Annotated in this window: 16 protein-coding genes; 7 read left to right on the forward strand and 9 right to left on the reverse strand. The window is 69.9% G+C overall.

Annotated features, from left to right (window positions below):
* Positions 1 to 107: 107 nt before the first annotated feature.
* Positions 108 to 1040 carry a formimidoylglutamase gene (hutG, locus tag ACZ48X_RS00200; protein ID WP_336351588.1) on the reverse strand — a complete coding sequence of 311 codons (933 nt, stop codon included), beginning with the start codon at positions 1038 to 1040 and terminating at the stop codon, positions 108 to 110.
* Positions 1041 to 1160: 120 nt separating this feature from the next.
* Positions 1161 to 2807 carry an outer membrane protein assembly factor BamB family protein gene (locus ACZ48X_RS00205; protein WP_336351587.1) on the reverse strand — a complete coding sequence of 549 codons (1647 nt, stop codon included), beginning with the start codon at positions 2805 to 2807 and terminating at the stop codon, positions 1161 to 1163.
* Between the two features lie 197 nt (positions 2808 to 3004).
* Between ACZ48X_RS00205 and ACZ48X_RS00210 the strand changes: the two genes are divergently transcribed.
* The 3 genes from ACZ48X_RS00210 to ACZ48X_RS00220 all read left to right on the forward strand — a co-directional run bounded on the left by ACZ48X_RS00210 (position 3005) and on the right by ACZ48X_RS00220 (position 4894).
* Entirely contained in the window at positions 3005 to 3544 is a 540-nt protein-coding gene (locus ACZ48X_RS00210; RefSeq protein ID WP_336351586.1) for a DUF6735 family protein, read from the forward strand.
* 25 nt (positions 3545 to 3569) lie between these two features.
* Positions 3570 to 4307 (forward strand): endonuclease NucS, encoded by a 738-nt coding sequence (nucS, locus tag ACZ48X_RS00215; RefSeq protein WP_336351585.1) that lies wholly within the window; start codon positions 3570 to 3572, stop codon positions 4305 to 4307.
* A 122-nt stretch (positions 4308 to 4429) separates the two neighbouring features.
* A complete protein-coding gene (locus ACZ48X_RS00220; protein WP_336351584.1) occupies positions 4430 to 4894 on the forward strand; it encodes a cupin domain-containing protein in 465 nt (154 codons plus the stop codon).
* Positions 4895 to 4918: 24 nt separating this feature from the next.
* On the opposite strand, the gene ACZ48X_RS00225 is transcribed toward ACZ48X_RS00220, so the two are convergent.
* The 4 genes from ACZ48X_RS00225 to ACZ48X_RS00240 all read right to left on the reverse strand — a co-directional run bounded on the left by ACZ48X_RS00225 (position 4919) and on the right by ACZ48X_RS00240 (position 10540).
* Positions 4919 to 5746 carry a TrmB family transcriptional regulator gene (locus ACZ48X_RS00225; RefSeq protein ID WP_336351583.1) on the reverse strand — a complete coding sequence of 276 codons (828 nt, stop codon included), beginning with the start codon at positions 5744 to 5746 and terminating at the stop codon, positions 4919 to 4921.
* 143 nt (positions 5747 to 5889) lie between these two features.
* Positions 5890 to 6912 (reverse strand): transcription initiation factor IIB, encoded by a 1023-nt coding sequence (locus ACZ48X_RS00230; RefSeq protein WP_336351582.1) that lies wholly within the window; start codon positions 6910 to 6912, stop codon positions 5890 to 5892.
* Between the two features lie 295 nt (positions 6913 to 7207).
* Entirely contained in the window at positions 7208 to 9877 is a 2670-nt protein-coding gene (mutS, locus tag ACZ48X_RS00235) for a DNA mismatch repair protein MutS (protein ID WP_336351581.1), read from the reverse strand.
* 87 nt (positions 9878 to 9964) lie between these two features.
* The gene (locus ACZ48X_RS00240; RefSeq protein ID WP_336351580.1) at positions 9965 to 10540 is read right to left on the reverse strand and encodes an SRPBCC family protein; all 576 of its coding nucleotides are present in this window, start codon (positions 10538 to 10540) and stop codon (positions 9965 to 9967) included.
* 140 nt (positions 10541 to 10680) lie between these two features.
* On the opposite strand from ACZ48X_RS00240, the gene ACZ48X_RS00245 reads away from it, so the two are divergent.
* Both ACZ48X_RS00245 and ACZ48X_RS00250 read left to right on the forward strand, forming a co-directional pair.
* Positions 10681 to 11085, forward strand: coding sequence for a CBS domain-containing protein (locus tag ACZ48X_RS00245; protein ID WP_336351579.1), 405 nt, complete (start codon positions 10681 to 10683; stop codon positions 11083 to 11085).
* 72 nt (positions 11086 to 11157) lie between these two features.
* On the forward strand, positions 11158 to 12693 hold the full coding sequence (locus ACZ48X_RS00250; protein ID WP_336351578.1) for a hypothetical protein: 1536 nt from the start codon (positions 11158 to 11160) through the stop codon (positions 12691 to 12693).
* Between the two features lie 84 nt (positions 12694 to 12777).
* On the opposite strand, the gene ACZ48X_RS00255 is transcribed toward ACZ48X_RS00250, so the two are convergent.
* The 3 genes from ACZ48X_RS00255 to ACZ48X_RS00265 all read right to left on the reverse strand — a co-directional run bounded on the left by ACZ48X_RS00255 (position 12778) and on the right by ACZ48X_RS00265 (position 14411).
* Positions 12778 to 13785 (reverse strand): hypothetical protein, encoded by a 1008-nt coding sequence (locus ACZ48X_RS00255; RefSeq protein ID WP_336351577.1) that lies wholly within the window; start codon positions 13783 to 13785, stop codon positions 12778 to 12780.
* On the reverse strand, positions 13785 to 14018 hold the full coding sequence (locus ACZ48X_RS00260) for a hypothetical protein (protein WP_336351576.1): 234 nt from the start codon (positions 14016 to 14018) through the stop codon (positions 13785 to 13787). The genes ACZ48X_RS00255 and ACZ48X_RS00260 overlap by 1 nt, the downstream gene beginning before the upstream one ends.
* A gap of 108 nt (positions 14019 to 14126) precedes the next feature.
* A complete protein-coding gene (locus tag ACZ48X_RS00265) occupies positions 14127 to 14411 on the reverse strand; it encodes a DUF7967 family protein (RefSeq protein ID WP_336351575.1) in 285 nt (94 codons plus the stop codon).
* Between the two features lie 340 nt (positions 14412 to 14751).
* Here ACZ48X_RS00265 and ACZ48X_RS00270 point away from each other — a divergent pair, with 340 nt between their 5' ends.
* A complete protein-coding gene (locus ACZ48X_RS00270; RefSeq protein WP_336351574.1) occupies positions 14752 to 15951 on the forward strand; it encodes a sugar phosphate nucleotidyltransferase in 1200 nt (399 codons plus the stop codon).
* Positions 15952 to 16125: 174 nt separating this feature from the next.
* Positions 16126 to 18489: an AAA family ATPase gene (locus ACZ48X_RS00275; RefSeq protein ID WP_336351573.1), complete on the forward strand. Its 2364-nt coding sequence runs from the start codon at positions 16126 to 16128 to the stop codon at positions 18487 to 18489.
* Positions 18490 to 18615 lie beyond the last annotated feature (126 nt).

The raw sequence follows: 18615 nt of genomic DNA on the forward strand, positions 1-18615 counted from the left end.
CCACGCTCATCAGATACTTGAACGTTACCCAGGCTCGACACGACCGGGTCGAGTACTCAGCTTCGGATTGCGACCGGTTCGGCGCTCGCGTTCCTCTCGCGGCCGGGTCAGATACCGTGTCCGGCGAGGAAGTGCGCGACCGTCCGCGCGGCCGCGTCGACCGTTCGCCCTGACTCCTCGAGCGGCGGCGCGGTCTCGACGACCTCGAACCCGGCGACGCGGTCGTCGCTCGCGGCGAGCCGCACCATCCGGAACAGCTCCCGCGCCGTGATACCGCCCGGCGTCGGCGCGCTCGACCCCTGATAGGTCGCGTCGAGGACGTCGATATCGACGCTGACGTACACCTGGTCGACGTCCCCCAGTGCGTCGAGCGCCCGGTCGATGGCGTCGACGTCGTCGTCGCCGACCTCCTCGGCGGTCACGATCTCGTAGTCGTTGTCGCGAACGAAGTCGTGGTAGCCAGTCGACGTCTCGAAGTGTCGGGCGCCGACGACCGCGAGCGCGTCCAGACCGTCGTCGTGCAGCTGGCGGTACGGCGACCCGCTCGTCGGGTCACCGCGGACCTGTCGACAGTCCAGGTGCGCGTCGAAGCTGACGACGCCGAGCGAGTCCGAGTCCGCGCCGACGTCCGCGTCGAGCAAGGGGCTGGCGTTCGCGTACGTCGTCGAATTGTCGCCGCCGAGGAACACGGGCGTCGCGTCGACGTCGTGCACGTCGCGGGTCGTGTCCGCGATCGCGGACTGTACCATCGCCGTCGGGCCCTGCGGGACGCCGACGTCCCCGAGGTCGCCGACGGAATCGACGGGGCCCGCGTCGAAGTGATGCGTCTTCGTGCTCGCGAGCGACCCACGGATCGCGCTCGGCCCCTCGCTCGCGCCCTGTCGCGAGATGACGGCACCGTCGTACGGTACGCCGACGAGTACCGCGTCGAACGCGTCCGCGTCGTCGAGCGTCGTCCCCTCGACGAGGTGCCCGAACTGGTCGTCGACCGGGTCCTCGCTCGTCGGTCGCCACGCCGGCGGGTCCGTGAATACGGCCATAGCTCCCGGTTCGCCCCAATCGCTCTTCAAGGCCTGGCTTTCGGTCGACGACCAAGCAGTCCCAGTCGAACCGGGGTCGTCGACGCACCACTCCGATTCAGTCCCGCCGTCGACGACGCGTCACTCGGTATCGTCCTCGCGTCGCGCACGCCGCAGGGCGACGCCAGCGGCCGCGGCGAGCGCGCTCGCCCCGGCAGCGAGCCCGAACCCGGGCGACCCACCGCTCCCGGACGTCGTCGTCTCGCCCGCGTCCGACTCGTCCTCGGTGGCCGTCGCCGTCGGCGCCACCGTCGACGCCTCCGTCGGTTCCGCCGTCTCCGTGGTCGTCGTCGGCGTCGTCGTCGCCTCCTTCGCCTCGCACACCGGCCCGATCGAGAACGACTCGGTGTCGCCCGTCAACCGCTGCACGTCCTTGTTCGACGTCACGAACAGGTCGCCGTCGACCGCACGCGGCGTCGTCGACGCCCGCCCTCCGATCTCGTACTCGAAGCGCTTCCCGCCGCCCTGCACCGCGAACCCGTACAGCCATCCCTGCTCGTCGACCGCGTACACCGTCCCGTTCGCCACCATCACGGGCATCTCGACCGGCGCGCGCGTATCCGACCGCCACGCCCACTCGCCGGTCTCCACGTCCATCGCCGTCACGTGCCCGCCCTGAGAGCCGACGAACACCCGACAGTCGGCGACCGCCGGCCCGTTCCAGGGCGCGAACTCGAAGTCCTGTTTCCGCCAGACGAGGTTCCGGCCGCTATCCATGTCGTACGCCTCCATCCGGCCGCGCGCCGCGTTCGGGACGAACAGGTACTCCTCGCCGACCGCCGGTGGCGCCGCGCCACCGATGCCGAACCCGAGCGATTGCTTCCACACCTCGTCGCCGTCGTCCGCGTCCAACCCGTAGACGAACGACGGCTCTCCCTCCGGCCCCCACGTACTCACGTACACGACGCCGTCGCGTACCGCCGGACTGCCGTACATCCGAAGCCCGCTCGCGTCGTCGCTCACGTCGAACTCCCACTGACTGAACCCCTCCTCGGGGTCGAGCGCGTAGAACGTATCGTCGTCGCACCCGACGTACACGCTCCCGTCGTGGTACTTCGGCGAGGACCGAACGATGTCGCCAGTCCCCCACTTCCACTGTTCCTTCCCCGTCTCCAGGTCGATGCCGACGACGAACGACGCGTTCCCCGCTGCGAACACGCGCCCCTCGCCGACGGCCGGCGCGGTGTTCATCTCCGGCATCGGCTTCCGCCAGACGTGCTCGCCGGAGTCCTTGTCGATAGCGTGCAGGTAGTTCCGGTCCGACCGCAGCGACCCGTCACCGACGAGGACCTTCCCGTCGGCGATGATCGGTGGCGCGTACTCGACGCGCCCGTTCTTGTACGTTCCACCGTTCACGTGGTCGACGCTGACGTCGAACGACCAGAGTTCCTCGATGGTCCCCGTCGGCGCGGTCGTGTTCCGCGGGAACCGCGTGTTCCGGAGGTCGAACCCGTTCATCAGCCATTCCGTCGGCGTTTCCACACCCTCGTCCGTCGAAGACCGCTGCACGCTCACCGCCCCCGCACGTGCGGTCGCAGTCGCACTCCCGAGACCGAGCGCGCCGACCGCGCCCGACGTCGCCGCGAGCACCGCGCGTCGCGTCGGCTCGGCGCGCTCGACGCCCCCACGGCCGCCCGTAGTCGCTTCGTCGGTCGTTCCGTCCGTCGGTTCCTCGGCGTCAGTCCCCTTCGCGGACTCCCTCGACGCCACCCCGTCGTCCACGGTCATCTCGCTGGACATACCCGTTCGATGCCACCCAGGCAGCGGACACACAAATACGTTACAGCCTCGCGTCGACTGAACGATGGGGACGCGACGGCGGGACCTCGCGTGGACTCCCGACGCCGACCCGACCGACCGTCCGGGCGCGCGTTCAAGTACGAGGACGCGGCCAGGGCCGCCATGCACGCTCGGAGGGACCGATAGTGGGGCATCGAGCGCTCGTCGCGTACGAACGACCGACCGGCGGCTTCACCGTCAGGTATTCGCAGTGGGGGGCGTGCGGCTACCGGTTGCTGGAAGCGATCACCGAATCGACGCCGCTCGGCGGCGTCCGCGGCGACGACGGGCCGTCCCGGGTCAGACCAGGGCCGCTCGGCGTGGCGGACGACCTCGGCGCGCTTGCCGGCGAGTACGTCGACCCCATCGCGCACGAGGCGGTGTTCGTCGTCAGCGACGCGTACTGCGTTCGCGCGTTCGAACCGCTCGCGTTCTGGAGCGACGCGCCGACGGCCGCGTACGGCGGTGCGCTGGTGTCGCTCCGACGGGAACGCGACCCGAGCGTCGACGCCCGGGAGCTGCGAGCGTGGCGGCGTGGCGCGACCGCGACCGGCCGCCCGAGCGCGGACGCGACCGTCGACGACGTCGAGCGAGAGCGAACGCATCGGCGTCTCTACGACGCGCTCGTCGCGGACGTGGACGGGCGACGCGTGGAGCGGATACCGCCGCGGACGCGAGAGGCTTAACCATCGCCCCCGACAACCATCGGCCGTGTCAGACGAGGCCGTCCGGACGCTCCGGAATCCCAGCGCGTCGAGAGCGAAGGCGTTCCTCGAGGACGCCCTCGAAGCGGGACGGTACGTCACGCTCGTCGGCGCGTGCACCGTCGCGTCGACCACCCGGACCAGCCGCGAGCATCCGCGGGCGCGGCGACACGCCACCTGCAAGCCCGACGGAACCGTCCTCGTGCACGGTCCCAGTGGTCATCGGCCACTTCACCCGCAACCCGACGGCGACCGCATCGACGTGGCCGTCGACGGCGACGCGAACGCGCTCGTCCTCACCGCCGGCCCGACCGCGGGCGCCGAACAGTTCGCCGCGACGTTCGACTCGGTCGACCTCGCGACCGCGTTCCACGTCGACGAGCACGCGACCGACGCGCCGAGCGGGACCGAAGCCGACCTCAAGGACCACGTCCTCGAGCACCCGGAACGCGTCGAACCCGGACTCCGGCCGCTCGCGACGGAACGCGACACGCCCGCCGGTCCCGTCGACGTGTACGCCGAAGCCGCCGACGGACAACCGGTGGTGCTCGAACTCAAACGCGACCGAGCGGGACCGGCCGCCGTCTCCCAGCTCGCTCGCTACGTGGACGCGCTCGCGGCCGACCTTCACGGCGACGCCACGCCCCGCGGCATCCTCGTCGCGCCCGGACTCACGCCGCGTGCGAGACGCCTCCTCGACGACCACGACCTGGCCTTCGCCACCGTGGAGCCACCGCGCGAGTGACGAAGCGCGGAACCAGCGGTCGCGACGACGCTCCGGAACCGGAAGGCGATGCGGTCGCCCGGAACCGGAAGGCAGTGCAGTGGACCGGAAACGATTCACGGGAGAGTCCAGTAGCCGACGCCATGGAGCACGTCGACATCGAGGACGTCGAACCGCGGTTCTTCGCCGGCGAGGACGTCGACCGGCGCGCACTCACCGACGCACTGAACGCGACCGACCTCGCGATCAACTACTATCGACTCGAACCCGAGCAATCGCTCTCCGGCGGGATGCACGCGCACATGGACCAGGAAGAGGTTTTCTACGTCGTCGACGGCACGGTGACGTTCCAGACGCCCGACGGCGAACACGCGGTCGGTCCGGACGAAGCCATCCGGTTCGCACCGGGCGAGTACCAGACGAGCGAGAACCAGAGCGACGACGACGCCGTCGTGCTCGCGCTCGGCGCTCCGAAAGGCAGCACGGACGTTCGCGTCCCCATGGAGTGCCGCGAGTGCGGGGACGCCGACTCGCTCCAGTTCGTGATGACGAGCGACGGCCAGCACCTCGAGTGCCCCGAGTGCGGGAACGTCGTCGAGATGGACTGAGAGTCGCGGCCCGGACCGCGCCGGTCAGACGGGCGACGGTTCGCCCGTCGTCTGCGCCTCCCCGCGAACCGCTCGTTCCAGGAGCGGACGAAGCAACCCGACCAACGGCGTGTTCGCGCCGTCCGTCCACACCGCGCGATGCCCCTCGCGGCCCGGCAGCGACCCCGGGTCGTCGCTACTGACGAGGAGCGCGCGCCCGTCCACGAGCAGGACGCTCGAGACCGCCCCCGGTCGGATGGGGAACGACTTCCACCACGTCCACGTCTCCAGTACCGTCGCGTCCGGGACCGCCTCGACCACTCGGTCGCGTATCGGTTCCCCCGGGGAGCCGACCGTCACGGACACCCCGCGTTCGTCCGCCGCGACGAGCGCGGCGAGCAATTCCTCCGAGAGCAGTCCCTCCGCACCGATAGCGACGACGACGGACTCGTCGGCGTCCTCGATCAACGTCACCATCCGTTCGGCGACGTCCGCACCGCCCTCGATCACCCAGACGTCGTCGTCCTCGGACTCGCGCGCCGTCGCGTGCAACTCCGGTAACAGCTCGTTCAACCGATCGAACCGCGTCTCGAACGCTCGCTGGAGCGTCGCGACCGCGGTCTCCGGTCGCACCGCACGATACTTCTTCGGGTTCGCCTCCTGCACGTCCACGAGCCCGCGCTCGGCGAGCGAATCCATGCAGTCGTAGACGCGAGCGCGCGGGACGTCCGCGACCTCGCTCACCTCCTTGGCGGTACCAGTGCCGACGCGCGTCGCCGCCACGAAGCACTTCGCCTCGTACTCCGTGAACCCGAGCGCTTCCAGGAGTTCCTCGGTCTCGGGGACGGCGTCGACGCTACCGTACTCGGTCATGGTGGGCCTCTCGTTCGGTCCATTGCTTTCTCGGTGGTTACAATCGCGTACTGAAAGTCGTTACTCGACGGCCGCCCGCGCCAAGGCCCCCGCCTGAGGGAGTCGGCCCGAGGGGCCGCGACAGCGGAATGTCGCGGGGTCGGTCAGTCGGCGGTCGCGTAGTGCTGGTCGTCCGCAGCACGGAGGAGTTCGCGGTAGCGGCTCCGGATGGTGACGGCGCTGACGTCCGCGACCTCCGCGACCTCCTCCTGCGTGAACTCCTGGTCGAGGAGGCGACTCGCCGCGTAGATGGCGGCCGCGGCGAGCCCGGACGGGCTCTTCCCGCTGTGGACGTGCGCGCGCTTCCCGGCGGACAGGAGGTCGGTGGCGCGACGCTTCAGTTCCTCGCTCGCCCCGAGCTCGGAGCAGAACCGCGGGAGGAAGTCGTCGGGGTTCGTCGGCTCCATCGCGAGTTCGAGTTCGCGGGCGACGTACCGGTACGCGCGAGCGAACTCGCGGCGGTCGACGCGACTCACGGGCTCGAACTCGTCGAGACTCCGCGGGACGTCGCTCTGGCGCGCGGCCGCGTACACGGACGCGGTTGCGACCGCCTCGATGGAGCGCCCGGGGAGGAGGTCCTCCTCGAGCGCGCGCCGGTAGATGACGCCAGCGGTCTCCGCGACGGTGTCGGGCAGGTCCAGCGCCGAGGACATCCGCTCTATCTCGCCGAGCGCTTGCTTGAGGTTGCGGTCCTTCGCGCTCTTCGCACGGAAGCGTTCGTCCCACGTGCGGAGGCGCTGCATCTGCTGGCGTTTGCGCGCCGACAGCTGTCCGCCGTAGGCGTCCTTGTTCTGCCAGTCGATGACCGACGACAGGCCCTTGTCGTGCATGAGGTTCGTCGTGGGGGCGCCGACGCGGGACTTCTCGTTCTTCTCCTGGCTGTCGAACGCGCGCCACTCGGGGCCGCGGTCGACCTCGTTCTCGTCCACGACGAGCCCGCAGTCGCGGCACGCCGTCTCCCCATGAGTCTCGTCGGCCTGGAGCTCGCCACTGCACTCCGGGCAGGTCTCCTCGTCGACGGCCTCGTCGGTGGTCTCGCGGTGGGTTACCTCCTCGTTTCGCCGGGTGGCACCCTCGCGCTCGGTACGACCCCGCTCGGTCAGCGTCGTGAACGTCGTTTCTGTCATCGGTATAGCTCCGGGCGGCCGAGCCCGTTCTGTACCACCACGTAGAACCTCTACTACTATAATAGTATCGCTCGAGTACTACTACAATAGTAACAAGCTCAGTTTGCCATGTGCTGGACTCGTTGCTCCTGATTCCGGCCGAGGTGGGCACTCCGACCGTCCGGAGAGTCGCCCGTCGACTGCCCCGTGTCACCGGTCGGCCGGAGCGTGCATCGCTGCCCCGGTGAGGTGATGCAACTACGACTACAGCGCCATCGGAAAAGTCGCCTGTACCCAACCAGTTCGGTAGACGCGCTCAGTCGTCGAGTTCGCGCTTGAACTCGTCGAGTAACGCAAGCGCCTCCATCGGCGTCGTGTCGGCGACGTTCACCTCGCGAAGCCGCCGCGCCACCGCCTCCGAGCCCGCAGACACCGACGCGAACTCGTCGAGCGTCGCGTGCTCGCCGTCCGACGCCGGCGCCGACCCTTCCACGTCCGGACCGACGGCAGGCACCTCGCCCTCGTCGACGGACTCGCTCGCCGCGAGCAACTCGCGCGACCGTTCCAGGACCGACTCCGGCACGCCTGCCGCCTGCGCCACCTCGACGCCGTACGACGCCGTCGCCGCGCCCCGCGACACGGAGTGGTCGAACCGGACCTCGTCGCTCGTCTCCGTCGCCGCGAAGTGCAGGTTGAACGCGCCCGGAAGGTCGTCCGCGACCGCAGTCAACTCGTGGTGGTGCGTCGCGAACAACGTCACCGCCTGCACCTCGTCGTGGACGTACTCCGTCGCCGCCTGCGCGATAGCGAGCCCGTCCGTCGTACTCGTCCCACGACCCACCTCGTCGAGGAGCACGAGCGACTCGGGCGTCGCCTCCGAGAGGATGTCCGCGAGCTCGGTCATCTCCACCATGAACGTCGACTGGCCGCCCGCGATGTCGTCGCTCGCGCCCACACGCGTGAACACGCGGTCGAACACGCGAAGGTCCGCGGACGCCGCCGGCACGAAACTCCCCGCCTGCGCCATGATACAGATACAGGCTACCTGCCGCATGTACGTCGACTTCCCGCTCATGTTCGGGCCCGTGACGACCGCGAGATACTCCTCGCGGTCGAAGTGCACGTCGTTCGGCACGAACGACTCCTGCGTTCGCTCCACGACCGGATGCCGGCCCGCCTCGACGTCGACCCCCGTCTTCGAGAACTCGGGGCGACAGTAGTCGTAGCGCGCCGCGACGTCCGCGAACGACACAAGGACGTCCAGTCGCGCCACGCGGTCCGCGACCCCCTGCACGCGCTCGGTCTCCTCGCCGACTGACGCCCGAACCTCGCGGAACAGCTCGTACTCGAGGGCGTCCGCGCGCTCGGCCGCCGACAGGATCTCGTCCTCCCGTTCCTTCAACGCCGGCGTGTAGAACCGCTCGGAGTTCTTCAGCGTCTGCCGTCGCTGGTAGTCCTCCGGGACCGAATCGAGGTTCGGGTTCGTCACCTCGATGTAGTACCCGTGCACCTGATTGCGTCCGACCTTCAGCGAGTCGATGCCGGTTCGCTCGCGTTCCCTGGCTTCCAGGTCGTCGATCCACTGCTTGCCGTCGCGCTCGGTCGCCCGCAACTCGTCGAGGGCCGCGTCGTACCCTTCGCGAATGACGCCGCCCTCCGTCACCTCGATTGGTGGTTCCTCGCGGATGGCGCTCCCGACGAGGTCGCGGACGTCTTCGAGCACGTCGAGTCCCTCGCGGACGTCGACGAGGAGGTCGCTCTCGGCGTCGGCGAGCGTCGACTTCAACTCGGGGACGACGTCGAGCGTGTCCTTCAGCGACCGGAGGTCGCGCGCGTTCGCTCGCCCCCGCGACACTCGCGAGATGAGCCGTTCGAGGTCGTAGACGTCCCGGAGCGCGTCGTGGAGGGCTTCGCGCGTGACGACGTCGTGCTTGAGTTCGGCGACGGCGTCGTGCCGGCGCTCGATGTGCTCGCGGTCCAGGAGTGGACGACGCAGCCACTCGGTGAGTCGACGGCGACCGAGCGCGTTCGCGGTCTCGTCGAGGACGCCCGCGAGCGTCGCGCCCTCGACGCCGCGGACGCTCCGGCGCTCGAAGAGTTCGAGGGATTCGAGCGCGGTCGGGTCGAGCACGACGTACTCGCGGGGGTCGTAGTGCGTCAGGTGATTCAGGTACCCGAGGCGCTCGCGTTCGTCCGCCTCGCTCGGGTCTTCGGGTATCTCGCCGGTCGCCGCGGCGCCACCGCCGCGCGTGTACTCCGCGTAGGACAGGAGCGCGCCGCAGGCGCGGACCTCGGCGTCGGTGAGGCCGTACGTATCCGGGTCGCCGAAGTACTCGCGGACGCGCTCCGCGGCGGCGTCGCGCTCGAACGCCGTCTCGTCGTACGGCGACACCATGCAGTCCGCGTCGAACGCGTCCGCCGACACCTCGGGCCCGACGATCGCCTCCGCGGGCCCGAACCGCCCGATCTCGTCCGCGACCGCGGCGGGCGACGTCGGGTTCGTCGCGTAGAAGTCGCCCGTCGACACGTCCAGCACCGCGAGCCCGTACCCGGAGGCGAGCGCGGCGACGAAGTTGTTGTCCGCACCCCCGAGGAGTTCGTCCTCCGTGAGCGTCCCCGGCGTCACCACCCTGGTAACGGCGCGGTCGACGACCCCAGTGGTCTCCTCGGGATCCTGCACCTGGTCCGCGACCGCCACCCGATACCCGGCGTCGAGCAGGCGCTCGATGTAGCTCTCGGCGTTGTCGATGGGGATGCCAGCCATCGCGTACCGGCCCGTGTTGTCCTCGCGCTTCGTCAGCGTCACCTCGCACGTCCGCGAGACCGCGCGCGCCGCATCGCAGAACGCCTCGTAGAAGTCACCGACCTGGAACAAGACGAGCGCGTCGTCGTACCGGTCGGTCAGCTCGAAGTACTGACTCATCATCGGCGTCAACTCCTCGGCTATCTCCGCCATCTCCGCGGGCGGCCCCAGCGCCGATTCCATGCACGCGACTCCGGTACCGGACGGGAAGAACCTCACGGAACCCCGTCAGCAATCCACCGGAAGCGAACCAGGAGAGCGTGTTCACCGTCAGTACACGTCGACGTCGAGCGTGACCCGCCGGCGTTCCCCTTCGAGGTCGGCGATGGCGTGCTCGAAGACCTTCGTGGCCTCTCGACGCACCACCGGTTTCAGTCGGTTGAGGACGTCGTCGACGGACACGAGGGGTGGGAGGCGGGGGAGTCGCGACCGCGAGCGGTCGTACTCGGCGCGGAGCGTCACGCGCGTCGACGTCGCGGCCGCGTCGTCGGGAGCGGGTTCGTCGGTCGTCGCCGCGCCGCCGTCCGTCTCGGAGTCGACGGGGTCGAACTGCCAGTCGCCGCGCGCGTGCAGGCCGTTCGGGGTGCGCCACCCGATGCGGTTCGGTTCGTCGAGGTCGGTGACCTGCGTCGGGAACGTGTAGGAGAGCTTCCACCACGAGAGTTCGATGTCGAACCGCGTGCCGACGCCGCCGTCGCCGCGGCGGCGGACGTCCCTGACGAACTCGCTGTAGTCCGCGTGCCCCTCGAAGTCGAGCACGAACGCGTACGCCGCCGCTGGCGGGACGTCGACCGTCGTGGACACCTCGATGACCGTCACGAGCGGACGCAAGGACGGCGCTGACATGAACCTTACTCGCAACCACGTCGGCACCGCACGCGCGACGGCGTGCCGCCGCCCGGCCTCGCGACGTCGACGGCCGCGACGCCCCGCGACGCCGCGGCGGTTCCGCACGGTTTTTCAGCGGGTACCGAGTAACGTCGGGTATGGACGACGTTTTCGTCGCGCAACTCATGACGTCAGACCCGAAGACCGTCTCGCCGGACACGCTCGTCGAGGACGCCGCGAACATGATGCTCGAAGCGGGCATCGGGAGCGTGCTCGTCGTCGACGACGACGACAGCCTCGAGGGCATCCTCACGACGACCGACTTCGTGAAGATCGTCGCCGAACGCAAGCCGAAGGACCAGACGCCCGTCTCCGAGTACATGAGTACGGACGTCCTGACGACGGACGCGCAGGAACCCATCGAGCAGGTCGCCGACCGCCTCATCGAAGCCGGCATCCATCACCTGCCGGTCGTCGGCGACGACGGCGTCCCGATGGGTATCATCACGACGACGGACCTCGCCGCGTACGTCTCCTCGGTGCGGAACCCGAGTCCGGCCTGAGTTCGGCCGCTGGCTGCAATCGCGTTTTGAACCTACGGAAAGCCCTTACCGACGGGGCTTGACGCGTCGCGTGTGAGACGCCGCGCCCTCCTCGCAGCCCTGGCCACGACCACGGTCGCGGGCTGTGCATCCACGACCGACGACGCGACGACCGACGCGACCACGACCGACGGGACAACCGCTGACGGTACCGTCACGGACGGAGCGTCGTCCGTCGACGGGACGACGACCGACGACGACGGCGGCGGTCCGGAACCACCCGAATCGATGGAGGCGTTCGTCGAGCTCGACGTCGCGCCCGAGACGTGGTGCCTGACGCACCACTGGACGCGGACGGACGACGGCGGGCGGTTCTCCGTCTCGTTCGCGGGGACTGCGACGGCGTCGTCGCCCGCGACCCTGCGCGCGTGGCTCGTGAACGACAGCGACTACGAGCAGCCGTTCGACCTCGCTACGTTCCCCGCGTTCGGGCGCACCGAGAGCGACGTCCCACACGAGCTCGGTCGGCCGCGCGAGCGCCTCGGGTCGAACTGGGAGCGACGCCGGTTCCTGGTGCCGACGACGAACCATCCCGCGTTCGAGGACCCGCCGAGCGTCGAGCGTGCGGACGACGGCCGGTGGACGGCGACGCGGATGGACGACTGGCGCCTGGGCGTCCGGCGACTGGAGCCCGGCGAGTTCGCGTTCGGCGAGTACCACGTCGTCGGGCACCCCGACCGTACGGAGGCGTTCCCACGACGCGGCGTGTACGAGTTCGACGGGCACGACTTCGGGTTCGCGCTCGCGACGTGGGAGACCGGGCGTCCGGGCCGCGTCGAGCCGTCCGCGTTCGAGGGTCGGTCGGTGCCGGCGATGCCCGGGGACGGGACGCCGACGTGGTACCACGAGGCGGACGCGACGACGCCCGTCGTCGTGGAGCCGGACGTCGAGCAGGGACGGCTCCCGGTCCAGGTGCGGTTCGTCGCCGCGAACCGGTCGCGGGAGACCGCCCAGTGCGGGCACTGGAACCTCTTCAAGCTCGACGGCGGCGAGTGGTTCCACGTCGCGCCGCTCTACCACACCGCGGACTGCCGCGCCCTCGCGCCCGGGACCGGGAAGCAGTACGTACTGAACGCGTACCACGGCGAGGCGCTACCGGACCCGGAGTACTACGGGCCGGGCGGGAGCGTCGGCTGGCTCGGCGGCGGCACGTACGGCTTGGTCGCGGGCTACGGGCCTGACGGCGGCGACGGCGCGGCGCTCGTCGAACTCGTCGGCCCGGACCGAACCGTCGTCCCGACGGACGACGCGAGCGCGACCGTCGACGGCGACGTCGTCCGCGTGTCGACGGAGCCGCCGGACGCCGACTTCGAGCGGAGCGAGCGCGTGACCGCCACCCTGGAGCGCGTCGACGCCGCGTCCGACGGCACCCGATACCTCCCCGAGCAGGTGATGCGTCGCTACTATCGCGCCCTCCGGAACACGCTCGCGTTCGTCGACGACGCCGACCGGGTCGTGCTCGACACCACCGACCGGTGGCCCGAGCGCGTCACGGGCTACGAGGCGACCGCTACGACGTTCCGGTTCGAGGGCGACGCGTACGAGTTCACGTGGCAGAAGCAGACGTAGCGGCGGGACGCGAGGTAGCGGTTGGATTCGCCTGGCGACGGCGGTCGCCGGGGTTCGGGGGAAGAAGCGACGTTCGTTCGACGGTCAGGAGCCGACGACGCGCGGACTCCGGCGGGCGTCGCGTCCCTGGACCTCGGTGGCCTGGAGTCGGGTGGTCGCGCGGACGGCGTCCGCGGGGACGAACACGTCCGCGTCGACGGTTCGACTGGCGCCGGGTGCGACGTAGCCGGCGTCGCACGTTCGGCTGGCGACGACCGAGCCGGACGCGTCCCGGAACTCGACGACTGCGACCGCGTCGACTCCTTCGCCCTCGTTCGCGACGACGATTTCGACGCGACCGAGGCCGCCCGCGAGCGCCGCGACGTCGGTCTCCGCGCCGTCGTCGTCGCGGAAGGTCACTCGGTCGACGGTCGCGAGTTCGCGATCCGCGTCGATGTACCTGAAGAGCCGTTCGGAGATGTCCTCGTAGAGCCGGTCGCCCGCTGTGCCGGGTCCGAACAGCGTCCCGATGGGGTTCAGGTCGGCGCGGAGGTCGCTCGCGATGCTCGGCCGGTTCCGCGTGTTCGTCTTCAGGCGTCGGTAGTCCTCGACGAACGGGTCGAACGCCGCCGGAAGGTCGCCGTCGAACATGTCGTCGTACGCGCGGAGTTCGGCGTCGAAGTTCAACAGCGGCGGGAGCGGTTTCGCGGGGCTGGTCGCTGGCACCCACGGTCTGGCGTCGCGAGCCCGCGCACGCCGAGCGTCCGCGGGGGGCGCCGCGACGGGGTCGAAGTACCCGAAGGCGTCGAGGAGGAACGCGAACAGCGCGCTGATGACGGTGACGAACAGGACGCCGGCGGTGAGGAGGTACGCGACGGTCGTCGGGAGCGTCAGCTGGAAGAGCGCGATGAACACGATGCTCACCATGCCGACGACGAGGAGGAACGACCCGAGGTTCGGGTTCGGGCCCGTGAGGAACTCGACGTTCGTCAGGAACCCACCGGTGGGTTCGTCCCGCGATGTCGTCGCGTCTCGGGGCTCGCTCGCATCGTCCGTGGGTTCGTGCTCGGTACCGGTGTCGCGGTCCGCTGTCGTCTCTTCAGGGACGGCCATCAGGCTCTCACCTGGGTCGCGGTCGCGCGTTCGTCGACGGCGCGCCGGAGCACCTGCAGGAGGTGCGATACCCAGAGGCCGGCGGTGAACCCGAACAGCGTCCCGACGGTCGCGATGCGGATGGTCTCTCCGAGCGGGGCGAACGCGGCGAGTATGCAGAGTCCACCGAACAGCATCATGAGCGCGTACTGCGCTCGCGTGTCGCGGTTCGCACGGCGTATCTCGGCTATCATATGTGTATTGATACGTCCCGGGTGGGCTTAAGCACGATACCACCGGTAGCGACCCGATAGGGACGCTTGAACACGGCTGCACGAACGGCCCACGTCGCTCGCGACCGCCTAGAGGACGTCGTCGACGTCGTGTTCGGCCGCCATCCGCGTCGCCTCGCTGCGATACCACTCGACGGTATCGGGGTCGTCCACGTCCCCGAGGTTCCCGGGGTCGGCGGCGACCGAGACCGGCGTCTCCGGCGCGTCGGTGAACGACGTCAGTGCGCGCTCCTTCCGATAGTACCGCTTCCCGTCCGGCGTGGCGTACGTGAGGATGACGAGGTTCAGTTCGTCGTCCGAGTACGTGCGCTCGACGAGCCAGGTGCGGACGGTGTCGGGCTCTGCGGTAGACATGACTCCAACTAGGTGCGCCTGACATTTCAACTCGTCGCGCACCAGCGACGAGTCCACTCACGGCGACAGCGCGGCACGCCAGGCGCCGCGAACCGAGCAGCAGGCGGCTCCTACTCCTCGCCGCAAGCGTCGGCTTTCACCCGCTCCGGGTCGCGCTCGCGGCACCGGCGGCGGCGCGCGTGCAACGGTCGTGAACTGCCCGACGGTCGTGGTCAACCCCTGGAACGCTTGATGCAGGGAATCTGAGGGGTCGGGGAGCACCGACGCGGCCGATACAGTAACTGGTTGGTATGGATTAGTCGACGCATAGCAAAGCCTTCGTAGTCGAAAAGAGGCACCCATGCAGACAGTATTGCTCGCCGCAGGTGACGGGGAACGGCTAGAACCGCTGTCCGCGAGCGTCCCGAAACCGCTTCTCCCCGTCGGCGGCGACCCCCTCCTCGTTCACGTCGCGCGTCGCGCGGTCGCCGCTGGCGCGACGGACCTCGTCGTGGTCGTCCCACCGTACTATCAGCCGTTCGCGAAGGCACTCGGTGACGCCGTGGACGGCGTTCCCGTGACGTACGCCTTCCAGCCGCGACCGATGGGGACCGCGAACGCGCTCGTCGTCGCCCGCAATCACCTCGACGGCGACTTCGTGGTGCTCCCCGGTGACGCGCTCTACGACGACGCGGCACTCGGGTCGCTGTACGCGAACGTTCCGACAGTCGGCGTTCGAGCGCGCGACGAACCCGCGACCGACCCCGTCGTCGTCGGCGACGGCGGCCCGCTCGACGTCGAACGCCTCGCCGACGACGAAAGCGGCGCGTACGTCGACGCCGGTGCGGCGTCGCTTCCCGCGGAAGCGAAGCACTGGACGCGTCCGCCCACGAACGACTCCGGGGAGCGCGACCTCGCCGCGGTCGTCGAACGGACCGCAGCCGGACACGACCTTCGGCCCGTCGTCGTCGACGACCACGTGGACGTGGATTCCCCCGCCGACCTGCTCGCCGCGAACCGACGCGCGTTCGACGAGTGGGCCGAACGGTCGCCCGGACAGACCGTCGACGGCTCCGTCGACGAGATGGCGCGCCTCCACGGCCCAGTGCGCGTCGAACCGGGCGCATCCGTCGCGTACGGCGCCGTCGTCGAAGGACCCGCGATCGTCGCCGCCGGCGCTCGCATCGAAGCCGACGCGTACGTGCGGCCGTACTCGTACGTCGGCCCGAAGGTCGTCGTCGGCCACGGAACGGAGCTATCGTCGTGCATCCTCCTGTCGGGCGCGACCGTCGGGTCGATGTCCACGCTCGTCGACAGCGTCGTCGGTCCGAACGCGGACGTCGGCGCGCGAACGCACGTCGTCAGACCGACGCAGCTCCCCGACGCACTCGACGCCGAAGCGGACGTCGGACCGCGACCGACGCCCAACCCCGACTTCGGTGTCGTCGTCGGAGAGAGCGCGACCCTCGGCGACGACGTCCACGTCGACCCCGGTGTCGTCGTGCCCAGATACGCGACGGTCGACACCGGAACCCGGCTTCGCGCCGCCGACACCCGCTGACGGACGGTCGTTCCCCGCCGTACAGACCGTATACGACTCATTCTCTCGACGCCTACCGTCGAAACAGCCCCACGCTACTCCCACCCGTGGTGTGCTAGGCGGAGTGTAACTAACGGACGAACGAGTGTCCGTTACTAGCGTCGAGCCGGTCTCGAACCGGCCATCACACACACCATGGAACTTACCGTACATCCGCTCCGCGAGGAGAACGTCGGAAACGGACTCGCGGCGGTCGACATCGCCGCGATGTCCAAGCTGGACCTCTTGAGCGGTGAGTTCGTCGAACTCACGAACGGCGACGACTCCATCCTCCGGCGCGTCTGGCCGGGCTACCCCGACGACGAAGGCGCCGGCATCGTCCGCATCGACGCGGCCCTCCGCGAGCAACTCGGCGTCGAGATCGGTGACGTCGTCGACGTCGCAACGACCACGCCCGTCGACGCCGAAGCGCTGCTCGTCGGCGTCGAAGAGCCCTTCGCCAGTCTCACCTCGTTCAAACACTCGCTGCTCGCCGACCTCGAGGGCTCCGTCCTCGCCCCCGGCTGCACGGTCGCAACGACGTTCAAGGGCGCCCCCGACCGGAGCTCGATACCGGTCGCCGTCGCCGCCGCCCGCCCGGACGGCGTCGTGCGCGTCACGCCAGGGACCGACCTGGAGGTGCGGTCGTACGCGCACGCCGGGGAATCGAACCACCCGAGTGCGACGACCGACGCGGAAGACGACGGCGAGAACGCCGACAGCGACGGCGCACCCGGGCACGGGCACGCCGAAGGCGATAGCGCTCGTGAAGCCCGGAGCGACGGCGGGGAAGCGCAAGTACAGCCGCCACAGGACGCGAACGCCGTCACCACGCGTCGACCCGAGACGACGTACGCGGACGTCGGCGGGCTCGACGACGCCCTCGCTCGCGTCCGCGAACTCGTCGAACTGCCGTTCCAGCGCCCGGACCTCTTCGAACAGCTCGGCGTCGACCCGCCCGCCGGCGTCCTCCTCCACGGACCGCCCGGAACGGGGAAGACGCTGCTCGCGCGAGCGGTCGCGAACGAGGTCGACGCGACGTTCGTCTCCCTGCCCGCGGCCGAAGTGATGTCGCGGTACTACGGGGAGAGCGAGGAGTACCTCCGCGACGTCTTCGAGGAGGCCCAGGAGAACGCGCCCGCCATCGTGTTCATCGACGAGGTCGACGCCATCACGCCCGAGCGCTCGGACGCCGCCGGCGACGTCGAACGGCGCGTCGTCGCCCAGCTCCTCACGCTCATGGACGGCCTCGACCAGACCGACCGCGTCGTCGTCATCGCTGCGACGAACCGCGCCGACGCCATCGACCCGGCGCTGCGCCGCGGCGGGCGGTTCGACCGCGAGGTCGAGGTCGGCGTTCCCGACCGCGACGGCCGCGCCGAGATACTCGACGTCCACACGCGCGACGTCCCGCTCGCGGACGACGTCGACGTGGACGCCATCGCCGACCGCACCCATGGGTTCGTCGGCGCGGACCTCGCGAGCGTCGTTCAGGAGGCCGCGATGCGAGCACTCCAGCGCGCGCACAACGACACCACGACCGGGTCGGTCCGCGAAGCCCCCGTCGTCACGGGCGCGGACTTCGAAGCGGCGCTCGAGGACGCCGACCCGTCCGCGCTCCGGGACATGCACGTGGAGATTCCCGCCGTGTCCTGGGACGACGTCGGCGGGCTCGGCGCCGCGAAACGCACGCTCCGCGAAGCCGTCGAATGGCCGTTGAAGTACCCGAACGTCCTCGAGAAAGCGGGCCTCGACACCGGGAGCGGCGTGCTCCTGTACGGTCCGCCGGGGACGGGGAAGACGATGCTCGCGAAGGCCGTCGCGACCGAATCCGAATGCAACCTGCTGTCCATCCAGGGCCCGGAACTCCTCTCGAAGTGGGTCGGTGAATCCGAGTCACGGCTCCGGGAGGTCTTCCAGCGCGCCCGAGACAACGCCCCAGCGGTCGTCCTCTTCGACGAGATAGACGCGATCGCGGGCGAGCGCGGCCAGCAGACGGGGTCCGGCGTCGGCGAGCGCATGGTCGGCCAGTTACTCACCGAACTGGACGGCATCGGCGGCCTCGAGGACGTCCTCGTCGTCGCGACCACGAACCGCCCCGAGCTCATCGACGGCGCGCTCCTGCGGCCCGGACGCCTCGAACGCCAGGTGCACGTCCCCGTCCCGGACGCGAGCGCTCGCCGCGAGATCTTCGAGGTGCAGACCGCGGACGCGCCGCTCTCCGAGGACGTCGACCTGGACGCGTTCGTCGGACGCACCGACGGGTACGTCGGCGCCGACATCGAAGCGATCTGCCGGGAAGCGGCGACGCGAGCGACGCGCGCGTACCTCGAGACCGTCGGCGACGACGTCGACCCCGAGACCGGCCCCGGCCCCATCGTCTCGCACGCGGACTTCGAAGCGGCGTTCGCGGACGTCGACCCGAGCGTGCCGGCGGACGTCCGCGAGCGCTACGAGCACTACGAGACGCGCCACGAACAACCGCCCGTGGACGCGAGCTCGCCCGCAGGCTTCCAGTGACCTGAGCCTGCGATTCAGGTACCGACGCGATAGCGCGCAGATGAAGGGCGTTACCCGTTCGGAAGCCCACGAGTAGTAGCGATTTACCGTCGATAACGGACACCTACCGAGGAACGCGAAACCTCT

It is taken from the genome of Halorubellus litoreus (assembly GCF_055378595.1).

What these genes read in the sequence shown, in the direction of transcription:
- ACZ48X_RS00220 (WP_336351584.1), top strand. Translation starts at nt 4,430, where the DNA reads ATGGAGCACGTCGACATCGAGGACGTCGAACCGCGGTTCTTCGCCGGC.
- ACZ48X_RS00255 (WP_336351577.1), bottom strand. Translation starts at nt 13,785, where the DNA reads ATGGCCGTCCCTGAAGAGACGACAGCGGACCGCGACACCGGTACCGAG.
- ACZ48X_RS00240 (WP_336351580.1), bottom strand. Translation starts at nt 10,540, where the DNA reads ATGTCAGCGCCGTCCTTGCGTCCGCTCGTGACGGTCATCGAGGTGTCC.
- ACZ48X_RS00245 (WP_336351579.1), top strand. Translation starts at nt 10,681, where the DNA reads ATGGACGACGTTTTCGTCGCGCAACTCATGACGTCAGACCCGAAGACC.
- ACZ48X_RS00205 (WP_336351587.1), bottom strand. Translation starts at nt 2,807, where the DNA reads ATGACCGTGGACGACGGGGTGGCGTCGAGGGAGTCCGCGAAGGGGACT.
- ACZ48X_RS00225 (WP_336351583.1), bottom strand. Translation starts at nt 5,746, where the DNA reads ATGACCGAGTACGGTAGCGTCGACGCCGTCCCCGAGACCGAGGAACTC.
- mutS (WP_336351581.1), bottom strand. Translation starts at nt 9,877, where the DNA reads ATGGAATCGGCGCTGGGGCCGCCCGCGGAGATGGCGGAGATAGCCGAG.
- ACZ48X_RS00265 (WP_336351575.1), bottom strand. Translation starts at nt 14,411, where the DNA reads ATGTCTACCGCAGAGCCCGACACCGTCCGCACCTGGCTCGTCGAGCGC.
- ACZ48X_RS00270 (WP_336351574.1), top strand. Translation starts at nt 14,752, where the DNA reads ATGCAGACAGTATTGCTCGCCGCAGGTGACGGGGAACGGCTAGAACCG.
- hutG (WP_336351588.1), bottom strand. Translation starts at nt 1,040, where the DNA reads ATGGCCGTATTCACGGACCCGCCGGCGTGGCGACCGACGAGCGAGGAC.
- ACZ48X_RS00260 (WP_336351576.1), bottom strand. Translation starts at nt 14,018, where the DNA reads ATGATAGCCGAGATACGCCGTGCGAACCGCGACACGCGAGCGCAGTAC.
- ACZ48X_RS00230 (WP_336351582.1), bottom strand. Translation starts at nt 6,912, where the DNA reads ATGACAGAAACGACGTTCACGACGCTGACCGAGCGGGGTCGTACCGAG.
- ACZ48X_RS00275 (WP_336351573.1), top strand. Translation starts at nt 16,126, where the DNA reads ATGGAACTTACCGTACATCCGCTCCGCGAGGAGAACGTCGGAAACGGA.